This is a genomic window from Parabacteroides sp. AM58-2XD (assembly GCF_003463685.1).
Lineage (GTDB): Bacteria > Bacteroidota > Bacteroidia > Bacteroidales > Tannerellaceae > Parabacteroides > Parabacteroides segnis.
The window spans coordinates 14,316-33,258 of the sequence record NZ_QSDP01000048.1 but is presented as its reverse complement, the minus strand read 5'-3'; the positions used below and the strand labels follow the sequence as shown (position 1 = coordinate 33,258).

Annotated in this window: 15 protein-coding genes and 1 pseudogene; 2 read left to right on the top strand and 14 right to left on the bottom strand. The window is 46.7% G+C overall.

Annotated features, from left to right (window positions below):
- Position 1: 1 nt before the first annotated feature.
- The 11 genes and pseudogenes from DXA15_RS13035 to DXA15_RS12995 all read right to left on the bottom strand — a co-directional run bounded on the left by DXA15_RS13035 (position 2) and on the right by DXA15_RS12995 (position 10,218).
- Positions 2 to 2,491 (bottom strand): hypothetical protein, encoded by a 2,490-nt coding sequence (locus DXA15_RS13035; protein ID WP_128134320.1) that lies wholly within the window; start codon positions 2,489 to 2,491, stop codon positions 2 to 4.
- A gap of 135 nt (positions 2,492 to 2,626) precedes the next feature.
- The gene (deoC, locus tag DXA15_RS13030) at positions 2,627 to 3,322 is read right to left on the bottom strand and encodes a deoxyribose-phosphate aldolase (RefSeq protein WP_128134319.1); all 696 of its coding nucleotides are present in this window, start codon (positions 3,320 to 3,322) and stop codon (positions 2,627 to 2,629) included.
- Positions 3,323 to 3,334: 12 nt separating this feature from the next.
- A complete protein-coding gene (locus tag DXA15_RS13025; RefSeq protein ID WP_233567251.1) occupies positions 3,335 to 4,111 on the bottom strand; it encodes a zinc-binding dehydrogenase in 777 nt (258 codons plus the stop codon).
- An 80-nt stretch (positions 4,112 to 4,191) separates the two neighbouring features.
- Complete coding sequence (locus DXA15_RS26490; RefSeq protein ID WP_233567250.1) at positions 4,192 to 4,386, bottom strand: hypothetical protein; 195 nt, start codon at positions 4,384 to 4,386, stop codon at positions 4,192 to 4,194.
- Between the two features lie 2 nt (positions 4,387 to 4,388).
- Positions 4,389 to 5,108 carry an FGGY-family carbohydrate kinase gene (locus DXA15_RS26485; RefSeq protein WP_233567249.1) on the bottom strand — a complete coding sequence of 240 codons (720 nt, stop codon included), beginning with the start codon at positions 5,106 to 5,108 and terminating at the stop codon, positions 4,389 to 4,391.
- Positions 5,109 to 5,110: 2 nt separating this feature from the next.
- Positions 5,111 to 5,910: pseudogene (locus tag DXA15_RS26480) on the bottom strand (FGGY-family carbohydrate kinase).
- Between the two features lie 16 nt (positions 5,911 to 5,926).
- Positions 5,927 to 6,406, bottom strand: a complete 480-nt coding sequence (locus DXA15_RS13015) for a hypothetical protein (RefSeq protein ID WP_128134318.1) — start codon at positions 6,404 to 6,406, stop codon at positions 5,927 to 5,929.
- On the bottom strand, positions 6,403 to 6,786 hold the full coding sequence (locus tag DXA15_RS13010) for an electron transporter RnfD (RefSeq protein WP_128134317.1): 384 nt from the start codon (positions 6,784 to 6,786) through the stop codon (positions 6,403 to 6,405). The genes DXA15_RS13015 and DXA15_RS13010 overlap by 4 nt, the downstream gene beginning before the upstream one ends.
- A 21-nt stretch (positions 6,787 to 6,807) precedes the next feature.
- Positions 6,808 to 7,857: an SMP-30/gluconolactonase/LRE family protein gene (locus DXA15_RS13005; protein ID WP_128134316.1), complete on the bottom strand. Its 1,050-nt coding sequence runs from the start codon at positions 7,855 to 7,857 to the stop codon at positions 6,808 to 6,810.
- Between the two features lie 163 nt (positions 7,858 to 8,020).
- Complete coding sequence (locus DXA15_RS13000; protein ID WP_128134315.1) at positions 8,021 to 8,530, bottom strand: DUF2867 domain-containing protein; 510 nt, start codon at positions 8,528 to 8,530, stop codon at positions 8,021 to 8,023.
- Between the two features lie 41 nt (positions 8,531 to 8,571).
- Positions 8,572 to 10,218, bottom strand: coding sequence for a family 78 glycoside hydrolase catalytic domain (locus DXA15_RS12995; RefSeq protein WP_128134314.1), 1,647 nt, complete (start codon positions 10,216 to 10,218; stop codon positions 8,572 to 8,574).
- A 242-nt stretch (positions 10,219 to 10,460) separates the two neighbouring features.
- Here DXA15_RS12995 and DXA15_RS12990 point away from each other — a divergent pair, with 242 nt between their 5' ends.
- Both DXA15_RS12990 and DXA15_RS12985 read left to right on the top strand, forming a co-directional pair.
- Positions 10,461 to 13,268 carry a glycosyl hydrolase gene (locus DXA15_RS12990; protein ID WP_233567248.1) on the top strand — a complete coding sequence of 936 codons (2,808 nt, stop codon included), beginning with the start codon at positions 10,461 to 10,463 and terminating at the stop codon, positions 13,266 to 13,268.
- 37 nt (positions 13,269 to 13,305) lie between these two features.
- Entirely contained in the window at positions 13,306 to 16,074 is a 2,769-nt protein-coding gene (locus DXA15_RS12985; RefSeq protein WP_128134312.1) for a family 78 glycoside hydrolase catalytic domain, read from the top strand.
- 338 nt (positions 16,075 to 16,412) lie between these two features.
- Here the strand turns inward: DXA15_RS12985 and DXA15_RS12980 are convergent, their stop codons facing one another.
- The 3 genes from DXA15_RS12980 to DXA15_RS12970 form a co-directional block, all read right to left on the bottom strand.
- Positions 16,413 to 17,144 (bottom strand): M20/M25/M40 family metallo-hydrolase, encoded by a 732-nt coding sequence (locus DXA15_RS12980; protein ID WP_128134311.1) that lies wholly within the window; start codon positions 17,142 to 17,144, stop codon positions 16,413 to 16,415.
- A gap of 110 nt (positions 17,145 to 17,254) precedes the next feature.
- Positions 17,255 to 17,911 carry a hypothetical protein gene (locus DXA15_RS12975; RefSeq protein WP_128134310.1) on the bottom strand — a complete coding sequence of 219 codons (657 nt, stop codon included), beginning with the start codon at positions 17,909 to 17,911 and terminating at the stop codon, positions 17,255 to 17,257.
- A gap of 103 nt (positions 17,912 to 18,014) precedes the next feature.
- The gene (locus DXA15_RS12970) at positions 18,015 to 18,290 is read right to left on the bottom strand and encodes an HU family DNA-binding protein (protein ID WP_128134309.1); all 276 of its coding nucleotides are present in this window, start codon (positions 18,288 to 18,290) and stop codon (positions 18,015 to 18,017) included.
- Positions 18,291 to 18,943: the final 653 nt, after the last annotated feature.

Sequence of the window (18,943 nt, the reverse complement as noted above, 5' to 3'; positions counted from 1 at the left end):
ATTACTTCTTAGCTTTTAACGATTGAAGATACTGGCGGATATTTTCTTTTTCCGCAGCACGGGATGTTTCCCGTTTCTTCTCATAATAAGTATAATACTCTTTTTCTTCCTGTGTCCAGTTATTCGCTTCCCGGTAATCTCCGATGAACGGAACACACAGGTCGATCCATAAAGCGATCGTTTCCATTTCCTCCTTGCTCAATTTGCAGCCGCCATGCCCGTTTTCAAGTCGCTTGATCAGATTACTTGTATTGGAACCGGCAAAATAAGGGGCAAGTAAAGTCGGCTCCGATAAATTGCTGATCCAGTTCACTTCCGGATGATGAGCGTCTCCCTGCCAGGAGTCGTTATCTCTGGTCATTTGACGGGCATGAGTCAGGTTCAGGTAGGAGTCTGAGAATTTACGCTTCGTCTGCTGGTCTACTACCTTTAACTCACCTTTCAGGCTTAGCTTGCTTTTTACCCCGTCGTGGCAGGAAATGCAATGAGCGTCCCAAATGGGCTGAACTTCTTTGATATAACTGAAACAGCGGTCGCCGATACCTTCCGGTTTGATTTCACGAATACCTGTGTTCATCGCCATAGATACCGGATGCGAGGCTATCGGAACGGTGTTTTTATGTTCATGGCAGCCTACGCAACTTTGCGTTTCTCCCGGTTGCAGCGTCGACCAGCTACGCATGGTTTGCACAACCCGGTTGTTCTCGTCTAATGCCTGGAAATACAACGGAGTACGGCAAGGAACTTTAAAGAAAGCCGAACCGTCGGGATTAACATCGACAGTTCCCAATATACGTTTTACATCCCAGCTGGCGTTGCCGACACCTACCGGGGAGAAGGCATGTCCGCCGCCACCCGCATCAAAACCGTAAGCTGCACCGATACTGGCTACCCGGTAGATGGGTTCTACAATTCTTAGTTTTTTGATTGTTCCGGGCTGAACACCTTTCAAGCCGTTGCCTTCGTAGATATTTTGCATATAATAGACACCTTCATCTTTTGTATAGTCCACATTGTCTACGCGCTGGAAAGGACGTTCACGTTCGGACAGCAAGACCGGTTGGTTACAGGATATGCTGGCGTCTGAAACCAGCAGTTCCCGTTCACCGTCCGGTGTCATCCAGTAAATACTGAATTCCATCGGATGACCTACATGGTAACCTAAGGGGGTATAGGATATTAAAAACTCCTTTTCATTCAATGGGTAAGGATGCTGGAACTGGTCGGCGAACTGCCCGTAAGCGTCGATTTTTAAGGCTTCCGGTTTCCGGAGAGGGGCAACCAGCATGACGCCTTCATTCTCGTCACGTCCGGCTTCCGGGTCGATGATACATAGTTTGCCATGCTGGGGAGTGTGATGTCCCAGGATTGTCGCCATCACTTTCCGTGTTCCGGGAATTTGCCGGGTGTGGGTGAGTGTGGTTGGGAAAAAACTGTTCCCGCCATAGTATTCCGCTTGTCCGGTACCGTCCGGATTCATTTGGCAAAGCGGTTGCATGAATACCTGGCCACGGTCATTGTATTCCCAGCGGGTATAGACCACCCGTCCGTCATCGAGCAGTGTCGGGTTTGATGTATGTACCTGGTCGAAACCAACCTGGCGCATATAACGTCCTTCGCGGTCGCAGAGATAGAGGTTGCTGACTTCTACAGTCCAGCAATCCACTGCACTTCCGTTGCGGGTCGAATTGAACAGGATATTTTCGTCGGGCAGATAGATCGGCTCTATATCGGCAAATCCCAGACCGGAAGTGATCTGTTTCAGTTTCCGCGACGGCATTTCCATTTCATAGAGGTGAAAGTCATCCTCCTTTTGGGATTTCTTCCAGGCAAAAAGAATATGTTTACCGTCGAAATGAACATCCGGATCCCGGAAGACGCCGGCTGTATCTTTCAATAATGTTTCTTCCTTTGCCCAGATCCCGTCCATTTTGAAATAAGTCAGCTCGCCACCAGCAAAGAAGTTGCATTCTGCACGGGCATCCGACAGACCTTCCGTATAAGCGAAAAAGGAAGGGCGAAGTGTGCGGAATTTGGTAAATACGACTTCGGGAGTGTTTTTAATAAAGGATGCCAGCCGCTGTTCCCTTCTTGCTTTACAGGCATCCAGATAGGCGGATAAAGCCTGTGTTATACTTTCCGGCGTGTCGGTGACTTGGCTTTCCTGCTGCAATTTTTGTAAGCGCTCTGAAATTTGTTCGGGCAATGTTTTGTCAAACCATTTTACATCGCTTCCATCCTGTAACCACCAGTCGTAGTAAACCGGATAGTGGTGATAGAAATGCAGATGTGCCTCCCGGATCAGGGTGGCAGTGCTGTCTTTTGAAACCAGACCTTCGGTTGCCTTTATTTTATTAAACCGGTCTTGTATGTCTGTTATAAATTCCTGCTTGTCGGCAGGGTGATGGTCCTTACATGCCTTTTCCTTATTCTGGCAAGCAGCCAGAATGAGAAGCATAAGTCCTAATCCTATTTTGTGTAAGTTATTCATTTCTATTACTCCCTTCTTTGTTATTATTGGTTTGCCGGAATTGGCAAACGGAAGTCATTTTTCCCCACTTATTTTTTATTTGTGGGGAATAATCCCCTTTGCAATGGGGAATTATCCCCATGCTAGTGGGGATTTTCACTTAATAGCACTTTTATAAGCCTCCACAATAGTAACTCCGCTGGATGTACCGATGCGGGTTGCTCCTGCCTTGATCATGGCTAAAGCAGTATCGAGGTCGCGGATACCGCCAGCCGCTTTTACTCCGATTTCCGGACCAACTACACGGCGCATCAGGGCTACATCTTCTACTGTCGCACCGGCTGTTCCAAAACCTGTCGAGGTCTTAACAAAATCAACTCCAGCCTCTTTGGCTATCCGGCAGACTGTTTCCTTTTCGGTATCCGACAGATAGCAGGTTTCCAGAATTACTTTGCAGATAACGCCTGCCGGTCTACAGATGGCAACCATCTCTTCGATTTCTTTCTTTACAATATCCAGGCAGCCTTTTTGTAACGCGCGTACATTTATTACTGTATCTATTTCTGTTGCTCCTTTAGCGATAGCGTCGCGTGTTTCGAAAGCCTTGCATTCGGTCGTGGTCTGTCCTAACGGAAAGCCGATGGCTGCACCGACACGGACGGGCGAACCTTCCAGCAGTTTGACGCAGGTTTCTACTTCCGCCGGATTGATGGCAACCATGGCGAATTCGTATTTGCGTGCTTCGGCACATAGTTTCTCAATGTTTTCTGCTGTGCCGAAAGGTTTCAGGAAAGTATGGTCGATCATTCCTGCCAATTGTTTTACTGATAAGTTCGCTATTATTTCGTTCATGATAAATGATGTTTAGAATGTTAAAACTGTTTTTATAACTTCGTTACGTTTTATGGCTTCCAAGGCCTCGTTTATTTGTTCTATCTTAAAGCGGTGGGAGATGAAATCGGATGCGGACAGCCGGCCTTCGCGTATCCATTCGGTCAGCGCTATCATTGCCCGTTTCTCTTCCGAACGGGTCGGCCAGCGGTGGATGAACAGGTTGAAATTGTAAGGAGCCTGGTCCAGGTCGATCGTCGGATTCTTTGTCATTACCCCATATACACAAATATCTCCGGCCATTTTTATAAGGGGCAGGGCCGAATGGACGATGGAAGGCAGGCCGACAGCGTCGATGACCGTATCGTATGAACGATTTGCGGTAGCGATAAATTCGGGTGTCGCAATCTCAGCCGGCGTATAGCCATTATCAGCACCCATTTGTCTGGCTAGTTCCAGTTTGGCAGGTAGCATGTCGACAATATCCACTTGTCCGAGACCGAATAGTTTGCCGAGTTTCACAAAACTCAACCCGACAGGACCGGCACCGAATACCATCACTTTCTTTCCCGGTTCCAGGCGGAAGTCTTTGAATGTACCCACTATTTCACGCCAGGTACAGGCAATGACCGCTTCTTCCGGCTGTATATCGGCCGGTATTGCATTCTGTATTTCGAAGCTGTCCCAGCAGCCTTGTTCCGGAGTGGCAAGGCCTTCTTCCTGCAAAACTTCGAAATCGTTTACTACGACATATTCACTGAAACCGCCCCAGGCACTGTTCAGCCCCAGTGTCGTAAAGGTGGCATTCAATCCGCCGATCGCCCTGTCGCCTACCTTGAAATTTCGAACTTTACTTCCGACTTCTATTACAATGCCGACATTTTCATGGCCTAAAGCATCGGGAACCGATCTGCCCCCGGGAAATGCCCGGCTATCAGTTTGCTATCGGTGGCATTGCACAAAGCGACCATTTCTGTTTTTACCAGGGCCTGGTACGGAGTGATAACAGGTATATCTATTTCCCGGATTTCTACTATGCCGGGAGCTGTTGCGATTACGCTTTTCATTTTTCCTTTCATATTCATTCTTATAGATTTAAATCCGACAGATCTGTATAAACATCTTTCAAATGATTGTACGTCCGGTCGAAAACAGCAATTAATTCTTTGTATTTCTCAACATTGGCGGGGATAGGGCTGATCTTTTTGTCGATATGGATAAACCGGTCGGTTACACTGAAATCTTTGAATAAGCCGGCTCCGATCCCTGCCAGGATGGCGGCACCCATGGAGGTCGCTTCTTCCAGATAGTTCGGGATTTTTATTTCAGTCTGATAAATATCGGCCATCATCTGCTGCCAGATCGGATTTTTGGCACAGCCTCCTATTACCGTCATATTTTCTACGGGGACGTGGCTGCGAAATATATTGACGATAAGTCCCAGGTTCAGGGTGATACCTTCCATGACGGAACGGAGCATATCGCCATGCGTGTGTCCTACTGTCAGTCCGATAAAAGCGCCTTTGGCATTTACGTTCCAGCGGGGAGAACGTTCGCCCATCAGGTAAGGCAGGAACAGCAGTTTGTTGGAGCCTACCGGAGATTTCCGTATCTGTTCGTCGATCAGTTCGTACACATTCCCTTTCCTGATTCTGGCTTCTTCCTGTTCAAACAGGCAGAGTTGTTGCACCATCCAGTTATAGGAAGCGCCTGCCGTCTGCATAGTTCCCGACGGATGCAGCATGCCCGGCACGACATGTGCCCAGTTCATAGTACGGCGTTGTTCGTCTACAACCGGCTTTTCCACCGTCAGGGCAACCCATGAGGAGGAGCCAGATAATTGTAGGATGTCCCCGGGGCTACGCAACCTACGCCGACTCCGGCACAACTGCCGTCGCCTCCTCCGCAGATAACCGGTGTACCTTTACGGAGTCCGGTGGCTTTGGCTGCTTCCTCCGTTACTTCTCCTATAACATCAATAGAAGAACGGACTTCCGGGAAGAGGGAGATATCCAGTCCGGCTGCCTCTATGATCTCTTCGCTCCATGACCATCTGTTCAGATCGTAGGCATTTGTTCCGGAAGCATCCGACGGGTCGGTGGCGATCGTACCGCAAAGGCGGAAGTTGATGTAGTCTTTTGCATTCAGCATTTTGTACGTTTTGCAAAAACTTCCGGCATATGTTTCCGTATCCACATTAATTTCTCTATTGAATAGGAGGCGCTGATACGGTGTCCTGTTATTTCATAGAAATGAAGCGGGTCTATTTTTTCGCACAGGAAAGATTCTTCCTCCTGTGAACGCTGGTCGCAGTACAACAAGTGGGGAGAAAGCGGAGTCCCTTTTTTATCGATACATAAGCATCCCATCATCTGGCCGCTCAGGGCAACTCCGGCGATCTCTTCGGGTGATACGAGTTGGAGTAATGCATTTGTTGTTTCTGTTATGGCTTTCCACCAGTCCGCCGGATCCTGTTCCGCCCGGTTACCGGCGGCATAAACGGTCTGGTAAGAGGCGACACGGGATGCAACCAGCATGCCCTCTTCATTGAATAAAGTGGCTTTATTGCCACTTGTTCCTAAATCGTGTGCAATGACGTATTTTGCCATGGTCTTTGAATTTTATTTATAATGCAGCATTCGTATATCCGGTCAGTCCGACCAGAATGCCTCCTGCTATCCCGCCGGCAATAATAACGGCCCAACGTGGGAAAGCCTCTTTCAATAATCCCAAACGTTTCCCTTTGGGAGCGCAGAGTGTATCACATACGACAAATCCCATAGCGATAGCCCAGCCCATATCCACCCAGGGGGCACTTCCGCGGGCTCCCTGATGGATGAGGCTGAATTGCATGGGTAATCCGTTTACATCGGTAGCTAAACCGTTAGAGAAACCGAAACCGGGCAATTTGTGATTCACCAGCCAGAATGTTCCTATAATTAAGGCAGCCGCAATAAATCCGCCTTTTGCTCCAAAATCTTTCACCAGTTTGGGCCAACAGAATATAACTGTAAAAGTGACGGCGAAAGAACCGAATATACTGGTTATGATACCGGCATTGTACATGCCGAACAATTCATTGTAAGTTTGTAACCACTCGCTCATATTGTATCCTCCTCTTTTGACAGGCGATTACCGCATGAACGCATCATCCAGATAGTTATTCCGGCTAAAGTACCTCCGATCAGACAACAAAACAAAGTGGGGACAGCCAGGAAAAACTGAGTGAAATCACCCTGGAAACGGACGATTCCCCAGGCTATGCCGGCAGAGCCGATACACCATCCCTGATCCAGCCATATTTTTCCTTCCGGATTTAATATGGCTCCGTTATAATGGTTCATGTACCACATGATCCCGATAATAAGGGTTGCAGCCAGCCAGCCTCCCATTAAACCGTATGTTTTCCAGAGTTCCGGCCAGATGCCGAAAGCAAATCCTCCGCATATTGCCGAACCTGCAAATGTAGATAAGTAGTGTTTCATGTTATTTAGGTTTATGATCTGTTAGTTCAATTGTAATTTAGCCAGTGTAAAAGGCTTGTCGTGTTTGGTATTTACTTTGTCGGGACCTGTCACGATGTCGAAGCAGGAAACGATCACCTGGCCGTTCCAGACGATCGGTTCTCCCGGCTGGTCCAGACCGCCGTCGCTGCCGTCGCAATCCGGACTTTGGGCGATACGCTGAATGCGGCCGTTCTTGTCTATACGGGCTACTGCATTTTCAGAAAAGTCGGCTACCCAGATATTTCCGTCGTCATCCATGCACATTCCGTCGGTGGTGCGTAGTTGAGACGGGTCCTGTGCCCATATCTCATTTCCGATAACGTTGCCATCGGAATCCATGGTTATTCGGTGAATGGTGCCGTCTCCAAAATTTCCTACATATAAATTGTCTTCTTTATCGAATACGATTCCATCCAGTCCGTACTGAACTTCTTTGTTTTTCGTAATAACGGTTGTGAGCAGGTTTTTATCAGCTTTTGTATTGGTTACTTTTATATTCTTATCGTTCTTGTCGAAGCAATAGACTCCGCTTACCAGTAGTCCGGACGGATCCTGGATGGAGGAGAGGGAACTTTGCGTTACATATAATTTCCCATTTCTGAAGCGGATGCCGTTGGGGTGTTCCATACCGGTGGCTACTTCGATAACTTCTTTCAGTTCGTAGCCATCTAATTTTAAGCATAAGATTCGGCCTTTGTTTCTGGCCTTATCAGTTCCGCTCCATCCCTGGTTGTCACAAATAAATAAGTTCCCTTCATCATCGAAGGTGATTCCCATGGGAGCAGCCCAACCTGTTTCTTCTAATACGGGTACATTCATCCATTTACTGATTTTCCCGTCTTTAGTGATCCGCATCAGGCAGGCGGGTTTCGATAAATCGGCAAAGTTCGGACAGGCCAGGATCAGGTCGCCATTAGGGGCAATTGCCATCCCGTCGGGTGTCGGACAATCATCCGGCAATTCCATGAATAGTTCACTTTTTTGCATTGCCGGTGTACAGGCTCCCAGTAATGCGGATAATAAAACAGATATTAAAAACACGTTCTTCATGATATATAGATTTTTCATTGGCAAAGAAATATAATCCTGCCCTGAAAGAGTTTCAGCTATCGGTCAAAATCTTTCAAAATTCGGTCAGTGAATGATTTGTGTTGTTGTAAGGTGTTGATATTTAGTAGGTGATAAGATCAGGCTTTTATATACCGGAATAAATCTAGATGAACTTTTTCAACGTGTATTTAAGAATATTCCTGACCACCAGATAATGAAACGGGCATATCGTATAGAAATAAACATATCCCAGCCAGTAATGGAAATGCACAACTGTAATGATTCTTACCTTTTTGCGATTCTCTTCGAGGTTTTCTATATGCACAGATAAATAGGCACACAGGTGTTTGTCATCCAATCGTACGATCGTTTCCTGTGGTGATTTGTCCGGTACAGCAGCAAAACCACAACTTCCCCCGGATCTGATGCTTTCCTTGAAATCCTGAATTTTATCTTCTCCTCCTTTCAGTCCGAATGGCTTAACCAAAAGGTTACGCAGTTTGAAAAGCTGATTAACCCAATCTGGCATATCTGTCCAGAGCGAAATCTGAATATCATCTGCGGTGATCTCTTTGTCTGAGATTATTTCACATTCAAATGAATCCGAATAGTTCGCCGGAAGATATTTATTTATCAAGCTGTCAGGCGGAATTGACGAGTTTCTGACTTTCATAATGTCTCTGTTTTTCAGTTAGAACAGAGACAAATATAAGTTTATTTCTGGAATATCTCAGGGTATTTCCGGATGAAATACGTTGGCGTACAACTCCAGGCATGGCAATAGCTATTGACCGGGAAAAAGTTGTATGGAGATAAAAACTCATTTTTAGGATCATAAACTTCCCAAAATGTATCAGCGCCTTTGTGGATCATTCCTCCCCAGTATTCCGCTACTTCATCTCGGGCTTCTTGCGACATTCCGCTTTTGATCAGGGCCTCAATGTAATAATGGAACAGGTAAGGTGCTCCCGGAGTACAGACATTTTCTGTTGTTTTCAAGGCTTTTAAAGATCGTTGAGCTTCTTTTTGTGTAGGTATTTCTCCCAGTATCATCCATATCTGGGAAGCATAAGAAACCTGATCATTCAATTTGCCTGTGAATAAACTCGTTTTAGGATTATAGAAATGCTTTCGGGCAGCTTTTTTCATCTTTTTGATGAGTCCTGGAAGTTGGGCGACTTCATTTTCTTTGTTCAGTAATTTAGCCAGTTCGTAGGTCTCTTTGAAAGCAAAAGCAGTAACGCCATGAAAAGCAACTTCTCTGTGTAATCCGTCTTTCCAATCGAAGAATATCCACCATTCACGGGATGCCCGTTCGTAATCCATTGTTCCGTCATCCTGCAGGTATTGGTAAGCTGATTCTAATTGTTTTTTTGCAACGGGCCAAAGGTCCTCAGCTGTCTCTCTGTCTCCCGTTTCCTGCAAATAGTCTTTGAGGGTAACGCCAAACAGGAAAGAATAATCATATAAATGTTGTTTTGCCTGGGGCTTGGGCTCCCGGGTTTCAAAAACAGTTGCGTTTAATTTTCCGTTATACTCGCTTAGTCCGGCCAGCAGGTAGAGGCAGCGTTTGGTCAGATTGTATTGTTTGAAGGAATAGTTGTTAGCCAATGCTTCCAGATACAAGTCGCCTAACCACAGACGCTGATCCCTTTTGGGACCGTCTTCGTAAACGGTTTGCATACATTCTTTCAGGGTATTTAAACTAACCCGGTCTATATCTTTAAATATCTGTGGCGTGGCGGCCGATAATTCTCCGGGCGTATTGACGGCAGAAGTAACAGCGTCGCATTTCATTCCGGAGATACAGAAATCATATCCGGGAGGAGTCGCGATAAGTTCTATTTTTACATATCTGAAGGATACACGGCGTGGAATGGTGATCGTTGACGGCATTGTCATCATGGTGACTATTTCATCTTGTAACCACGCACGGCTGAGTCCTCCCTGATAAGGATCGAAAGGTGTTACCAGTTCAGAAGGAACTTCTCCGAATGTAAGTTTGAAGCGTGCCGGTGCGTCTGCCTCGGCTTTTAGCAACTCTGTGCTGAAACTGAAACTACCTGTTATGTGTTCTCCGAAATCGACAATGACGGCTTTTGTCTCTTTAAAAGAGTTATCGTAGAGTGTATTTATAGGTGCTGTTTGCTCTGCTTTGTATTGCTGGAAAGCATTTTCATCTTTTATTATATGTACTAAACCGATCGGCTTTTTTTCTGTAACGGTCAGTTGAGGAATGCTTTCTTTTGCTTTTTGCAACCAGGATGCCCGCTGGCTGGCATAAAAATCTTGTCCGTGGACTGTTATAAAACAACTGGCAAGTAAACAGTTTAATATAAGTGTTTTTAAGGTCGTTTTCATGTTTCTATAAAATATGAATAAGTGTTTTATCAAAAGTATTCTTTCTTATAAATAGTTGGTAAAATTACTATTTACCGGGTGGATGTATGTTGTATTATTGATATTAAATGTTTACAAAAAATGACACAATGGTAAGGTTTGAATTATTTTATCTTTTTTCGTGTTGGGATTATGTATTTATAATAAAGTTTTTTTTCTACATTTACAAATCTAACTTTTTGCTAATCAATATACAGATGAATATGAGCCTTTCAAGAAGAACCTTTATCAAGTCGAGTGTGATATCAGTGTTGGGAATTCCTTTTATGCAAGGATGCCGGTTTATTGACAGTAGAGAAAATGAAGATGACAGTTTGTTTATGCTGTTCCGGAACCCTCCTGTTACTTCCAAGCCGTTTGTCCGCTGGTGGTGGAACGGGGATAAAGTAACAGCTAAAGAGATTCTCCGTGAACTGGATATAATGAAAGCTGCCGGTATCGGTGGTGTCGAGATCAATCCGATCAGGTTTCCTGGCGGAGACGACCTGGGGATCCCGTCATTGGAATGGCTGAGTCCCGAATGGATAGAAATGGTGAAAACAGCTCTGAAAGGGGCTGAAGAACGTGGGATGATCTGCGATATTATCGTGGGATCCGGCTGGCCATTTGGCGGAGAATTTCTGCAACCGGAGGAGCAAACCCAATTAATGACACAGACGGCCCAGAAAGTAAAAGGCCCTGGTAAAATTCAGTTGAAGACAGCCGATTTGCTGAAAGATGCTTCTCCGCAAGTCGGTTCTAAGTATGAAGGATCGACCAGTGAATTACATTCATTGTGCTTGGCCCCTGTGGAAATGAATACATTCTCTCCGGGTAAAGACATTCCTTTTGAAAAAGGAGCGGAAGTGATCACTGTCGAATTGCCGGAAGGCGAACATATTCTGTATGCCCTGGTCAAGGTCACTGGTTTCCAGGCTGTGATTAATGGGGCTCCCGGTGCCGCCGGACCTGTTCTGAACCATTATAACCAGGTTGCGGTAGAGAAATTTCTGAATCGTATGTCGGATCATCTGTTCCCGGCGATTCAGGGTCTGAAAGGATTCAGGGCTATGTTCTGTGACAGTATGGAACTGGAAGGAGCGAACTGGTGTCATGACTTTGCAGAAGAATTTCAACGGCGTAGGGGATACGACGTAACTCCTTATCTGCCTTTTATCTTGTATAAAGTCGGGCATATGGGGCATGCGATCGAAGGAGCGGCAGCAACAACCCTCTCCGGAGAGGCGAAAGAAGAAGTCGATCGCGTTCGTTATGACTTTTTTGTCACCTGTATGGATATTGTCAGGGACCGTTTCCTGAAACCTTATACGCAATGGTGTAATAAATATAATTTTAAATCCAGGGTTCAGGCTTACGGCCGTGAATTCCATCCTCTGGAAGCCTCTCTGGAAGTCGATATTCCCGAATGCGAGACCTGGTTTTGGAATGCGGACAGTTGTGATAAGGATGCCTTTGTGAAGTCACCGACAAATACGAATGTGAATAAATTTGTGGCATCGGCGGCACATTATTCCGGTAAGAGACTGGTCAGCTGCGAGGAGATAACCAATACCAACAATGCATTTAATGCCTCGTTGGAAAAAATAAAGATGACGGGCGACCAGAGTAACCTTTCCGGTGTGACCCATTCGATCCTGCACGGTTTTAATTATAGTCCGCTGGAAGTGCCGTTCCCCGGTTGGATCATGTACGGTGCATTTCTGAACGAACGGAATAGCTGGTGGCCTTATTTCAATTTGTGGGCAACCTATAAAAGCCGTGTATCGACTGTCCTTCAGGAATCCGATTTCTTTGCTGATATTGCCGTGATGCATCCGCTGGCTGATATGTGGACGATACACGGACCACAGCGTGATCCGTTCCCCAGCCTGCATTATCCGTCTTATCAATATCATGTGTGGGAAGCAATCCATCAGAACGGAAATAGTTGTGACTACATAAGTGAGAATATCATTCAGCAAAGTAGTTTCAAGAAAGGCAATCTTGTTTTCAATAACAGGAAATATAATACATTGATGCTGCTGGAAGTTGAGTCGATGATGCCGACAACCGCAGAAACACTGGTTGAATTCGTTAAAGCCGGAGGTAAACTGATCTTTGTCGGTAAAGAACCTTATAAATCTCCCGGGTTTAAAGATCATCAGGCAAACGATGAAAGAGTCAGACAGGCGATCGGCCGGATCAGGGAATCTTATCCTTCGCAGGTATTTTCCGTAGAGGCTCCGGTTGAGATGATCCCATGGTTCCGCCAGGTACAGCAGCAATGCGGCATTGTTCCTTATATGAAGATCGATGCACCGAGTCCTTACATCAGCCAGATTCGTCACCAGACGAAAGATAAAGACATTTACTTTATTACAAATTGTAATCCGGAGGATGAAATACGGATACAGGCAACATTTGAGGCGAATGGCAGAACACCTTGGTTATGGAATCCGGAAACAGGCGAACGGACACCTTATCCGGTCTCTTCCGGTTCCACTTTACAGATCGACCTGGGGCCGGCCGCATCCAAACTGATTGTTTTTGAGGAAACGAAAGGCGCGAAGATCTCCATTCCGGCTTTGCCGCTTCAGAGTTCGTCTCCGGTCGAACTGAACGGATGGACGGTCAGAATGGCGCATATCAATGGCGAGTCGGCCAAACGTGAGCTGGATACGTTGGTGGACTTCTCTGCAAACCCGGAAACACAATCGTTTTCCGGCGACCTGTATTATGAAAAGACGGTCGATAATGCTGCAGGATTCAATTACCTGGATTTAGGGAAAGTATATGGCGTTTCGGAAGTAACCCTGAATGGGGAGAACCTGGGATGCAAATGGTATGGAAACCGTGTGTATCAGCTGCCGGAACATTTGGCTAAGGCACCGGTCAAATCATTGCAGATAAAGATCACGACAACCGTCGGTAATTATCTGAAAGCTACGCCCGAAAACAAAATAGGGCAGGCATGGACCCATCATCAGAAATGGGCACCGACAGGTATGTTGGGCCCCGTTAAATTAATGTAACATCAGGAATAAACGAATAATGAATAACAACTCTATAATGAGAAGAACAGGACTTTTGATCTGTCTCCTGGCTGGTTTTGCATGGTTTGCAGTAGCCGAGCCTTTACAGTTGAAGAAACTGACCTGCGAGTATGCGGAAAACCCGCTGGGTACGGATGCTCTTACCCCGGTGCTTGGATGGCAGTTGGAGTCGCAAGCCCGTAATCAGCTGCAATCGGCTTATGAGATACAGGTCTCTTTGAATGAAGACGACCTTCTGAATGGAAAAGGACTGGTATGGAAAAGCGGAAAGGTTAATAGCCGGCAGAATGTGAATATCACTTATGCCGGTAAGAAGTTGAAACCTTTCACCCGTTACTACTGGCGGGTTCGTGTCTATAATCAGGACGGCGAAGTTTCCGGTTGGAGCCGGACAGCCTGGTGGGAGACAGCTATGTTGTCTCCGGCAGATTGGAAAGCCGAATGGATCGCAGACGGCTCGAATGCGCCGGAAAAGGAAGAGGATTTCTATAAAGATGATCCCGCCCCGCTCTTCCGCAGGGATTTCCAATTGCGTAAACCGGTACGCGAAGCCCGTTTATATATAGCCGGTATCGGATATTACGAGGCCAGTGTGAACGGAAAACGTGTCGGTGACCATGTTCTCGATCCGGGTTGGACCAATTACGGGAAACAAATATTATATAGTACATATGATATTACTCCATTGATCGCCTCCGGAAAGAATACGGTTGGCGTTATGTTGGGAAACGGATTCTATAACCCACTGCCTATCCGCATTTTTCAGCCGTTAAGAGAATACCTGACTATTGGCCGGCCTTGTGTGAAGGCGCAGCTTCGTGTTCTATATACGGATGGTTCGGTAGAGACTGTCTGTACCGATGAAAGCTGGAAGACGGCTACTGGTCCGGTTATGCGCAATAATGTTTATTTGGGGGAACATTACGATGCCCGTAGCGAGATTCCCGGTTGGGATACCGGAACATTCGACGACAGCCGCTGGAAACAGGCTGTACTGGTACCGAAAATACCGGCCGGGCAACTGAGTGCCCAGATGCAGCCGCCTGTCCGGGTTCTTGAAGTCATTAAACCGGTCAGGATGACGGAGTGTCGTCCGGGAGAGTTTATATTCGATATGGGACAGAACTTTGCCGGTGTAGCACGTATCAAAGTAAGAGGTCCGAAAGGAACAACCGTGAAAATCCGTTACGGGGAAGATGTCTATTCGGATGGTAGCCTGAATGTCATGACCTCGGTTGCCGGGCAACAGAAGAAAGTCTGGAATGCCGACTGGAGCATGCCCGGACAGCCTCAGACGGCCTGGCAGGAAGATGTCTATACTTTGAAAGGCGAAGGCGAGGAAATATGGTCGCCCCGCTTTACATTCCACGGTTTCCGGTATATTGAAGTAACCGGGTGGCCCGACCGGCCGTCTCTGGCAGATATTGAAGGGGTTCGTTTGAGTGCGGATTTGCAGAAGGCAGGGTGTTTCGAATGTTCCAATCCGATGTTGAACCGTTTGGACAAAGTGCTTGATTATACATTTCACAGTAATCTGTTCAGTGTGCAGTCCGACTGTCCGGCACGTGAAAAGTTTGGTTATGGCGGTGATATCGTCGGTACTGCCAGGACATTCTGCTGGTTCTATGATATGGAGAATTTCTATCGGAAAGCCATTCAGGATTTTGCGAACGATCAGCGTCCCGAAGGCGGAATGACGGAAACAGCTCCTTATAACGGGATTGCTGCTGAGGGATTGGGTGACGATTCCGGTCCGGTCGGTTGGCAATTGGCTTTTGCTTTCATGCAGAAGCAGTTATACGAATATTACGGTGACCTGCGAACTATTAGGGCCTTTTACCCGGCTTTACGTAAACAGGTGGAGTTTCTCCGTTCGAAAGCGGAAGGGAACAGGATAAGGATGTGTATCAATGACCATGAAAGTCTGGAGGAACGTATTCCGGCCCTGTTCGCAACGGCCCATTATTATCATCATGTGATTTTACTGGCAGAGTTTGCTTCCCTGACGAAACAGACAAAAGATGTACAGATATATACTCAACTGGCTTCAGAGATAAAGGAGGCTTTCATAAAAGAGTTCCTGAAAGCCGGAACCGGGAAAGTAGGTAATTGTACCCAGGCAGCACAGGCTTTCGCCTTGTTCTATGACCTGATTCCGGAAAATGAAAGGGCGGCAGCTTTCGATATTCTGTTGCAGGCAATTGATAAGTGGAACGGGCATGTCGCTTCGGGCATCTTCGGAGTTCCCGCTGTACTTGAAGTGCTGCGTCTGAACAACCGGAATGATATAGCCTATGAAATGGTAACCAAGAAAGACTTTCCGGGTTGGGGCCATATGCTGGAATCCGGTGCAACTACATTGTGGGAAACCTGGAGGTATTCGGATAATGTCTTTTCACAAAACCATCCGATGTTCGGTAGTGTGGGCGAGTGGATGTACCAGTCTTTAGGCGGAATCACCCCGGCGGCCCCCGGTTTCAGTAAAATTATGATCAAGCCGCAGCCGGCTGGCGATCTGAACTGGGTGAATTGCAGCTATGAATCTGTAAACGGGACAATCGTAAGTAACTGGAAGAAGGAGGGAGATACCTTTGAACTTCGGGTAAAAATTCCGGCCAATACAACAGCGCAGATATGCCTTCCCTCGTCGACCGGTTCAAAGATAATGGAAAGCGGTTGTTCGTTGAATGTTATACAGGATATAAAAAATCTCGGCTATGTCGATGGCTTTACCTGTTTAGAGGTCGGATCGGGTGATTATACATTTGTAGTAGGGGATAAGTGATAGTACAGAATTTATCAAATTTGAATGTAGCGTCGTTCGCGAACCGCCCTTACGGTGTCAATGTAAGCCTGTAAGGCTTTAACAAACCAGCCCAGGGTTCTAACCCTGGGTTTATGAGAACTCGCTCCTGCCTTTCCGCCCTGTAAGGGCGGTACAAGATAAATATCAAGCCTTTTCGTCTTGTCGCACCCCTACAGGGTACCTCAGAAAGAGAAGGATTCAAGGGAGCCCAGGGTTAGAACCCTGGGTTAGTTTGTTACAGGCCTACAGCCTGAAGGCACCGTCACTAATTGGTTCATCTTATAATTAGCAGATAGCTCAATTATTTCTATATTCACTTATTTCCTCGGCATCCTCTCATCCCTCATCGCTGCATTATAGGCAAACCAGGCTACGATCACCGCATTATGACGTATATCGTCCAACACCAGACGGTCAGAGAAATCCTGTGTGCGGTGGGAATGGCGTCCCCATTCCATAGGGTCCTGGATGAATTGGAAAGCGGGGATTCCGGCATTGTCGAAAGGCACATGGTCGGTGCTTCCCACGCTCCGGTTTGAGACGGTGGTGAAACCTGTATCCAGGAAAGGTTGCATCCAGTCGATAAAGATCGAGTGAGCCATCAGGTTGTCCTGGGTGAATATCCCGCGGAACTTACCGGGACCGTAATCCGAATTGAAGTAGACTGATATTTTGTCATATTCTTTCTTTTTCTCCAATGTTTTCGGGTCTTGTACGAATTGCTCCACATATCCGGTAGAACCGTGCAATCCGACTTCTTCGCCACCCCAGAAAACAACCCGGATGGTCCGGCGGGGCTGGACACCGATTGTCTTGAGGATACGCATGGCTTCAAGCATGGCGATAAAGCCCGCACCATTGTCGCCGGCGCCCGGGCTCATGTGGAAGCAGTCGAGGTGGCCGCCGATAATGACCAACTGGTCTTTCAGTTTGGGGTCGGTACCGGGTAGTTCGGCTATGACGTTATATATTTTGCGGTCGGATTCGAACTTGACGGCAATGTCGACTTCCATCTCCACCTTTTCGCCGTTTTTGATCAGGCGTTCCATCAGGCCGTGGTTCTCGCAGGAGATATTCAGTTCGCAGGGGACGGGACCGGCTTCTTCCAGTTTGTGGAAATTCAGTCCCGGTACGCTGTAACTGCCCGATTCATGAATGATTACAGCCGGTTCTTCCTGATGGACGAAACTGAGTATTTCTGCATAAGACAGTTCGCTGCCTCGATGGCTGGGGCAGGACGTCGCCGGCGTGGTTGTACTTGGGTGATTGGATACTCGGCGGTTTGTTTCAGGGATTCTTCGGTGTGGCGGCGTGCCATCGGTTCGAAGCTGATTTGGTATTCCGTGACGGAAGGCATCAATACGATTTTGCCTTTTAATGTTCCTTTCAAAGCCTGCAACTCCTGTCGGTCTTTGGCTGTGATCAGTGTCACTTCGCCTTTGGCAGGGCCATTGGTGCCGTTGGTCCAGGCAACGGGGGCGGGGAAGATCGGGATGTAGTAGGGGACGGTCATGGCGGCATAAGCCTTTTGTATGTCCCAGCCACCCCGGGGCCAGTCGCGGGCAAATTCAATGCGGGGGTTGGATAACCCGTATTCCTCCATCATTTCTTTTGCCACTTTATAGCCTCTTTCCATTCCGTCGGAACCGGTCAGGCGTGGACCGGCATAGTCCAGCAAACGGTAGGAAAGCCGCTCTATATCGGAGTTCAACCGTTCTTCCTGTTTGATCTTTTGGGCGATGGACAGGTCGATCTTTTCATTCTGAGCCATAACGGATGACGCCCCGATCATCAAAACAATCAATAAGCTTCTCATTTCTATCTCTTTAAAGTTTCACATAAGTATTATCTGCCGATAAGCTCTTCAAAGATAGTAAATCTGTGTTTCAGGGAAGCTGATTGCCTGAGAATGTGTAAAATTATTTGTTCAGCGCCTTTATCAGGTCTGAGCCGGCGCGGAACTTGACGGAGGTACGCGGCTTGATCATCACAGGCTCTCCGGTCTGTGGATTCCGGGCGGGGCGTTCGGTCTGCTCCCAGGGCAGGAAGGTACCGAATCCCTGGAATACGACCGTATCTCCCTCTTGCAGGGCTTCGGTGGTATTGTTGATGAAGGAGTTGAGTACCGCCTTTATCGCTGCTCTCGTCATGCCGGTGTCTGCGGCTATTTGTCCGATCAATTTACTTTTATTCATATACTACAGGTTTAAATCGTTTTTAAAACAAGTGTTCGGGATACTTGGCTGGAGACGTAGTTCTGCGGTAGAAGCAGGGTATAACTTTTCAGCATAATATCCTTTAAATCGGTATAAATACTCCGTTTTCGGGAGTATGGTTTACTTCTTTTTGTTCTTTGATATTAGTTAATATAAATTGTTCACTCTCTGTTCTTCACCCTCAATCAGTGGATTAACTACCGTATTACCGGAAATACAGCGTATTCGATAATTTGTAGGAGGCCATTTCCTCTGATTTAATGGAGTTCGTTAAGAACTCAGGAAAATGAATGTTGCTATAGAAATAATGGAGTTATCCATGAAACAGAAAGATTTAATTGTTGCAGGTTAATTTGCCGTCTGCTTTAGCTGACGGTTTACAAGCCATTTCTCTCTTTTAGGCTTTAGCCACATTTCTCTTAAATAGAAAGATATAAAATGAGACTAAAGTCCAAAGATATACATCCTTTACTAATCCGTCAGCTAAAGCAGACGGCAAATAAACCTGTAACAGCCAAGTCACTTAATTAAAAACTGCTTATTTCCGACAGGATTTCCCCCTGTTTCCTCCCCAGCCAATTCTCTTGTGGTACTTTTACGGAATCCGGCTTTATCGCATTATCCTTGGTGAA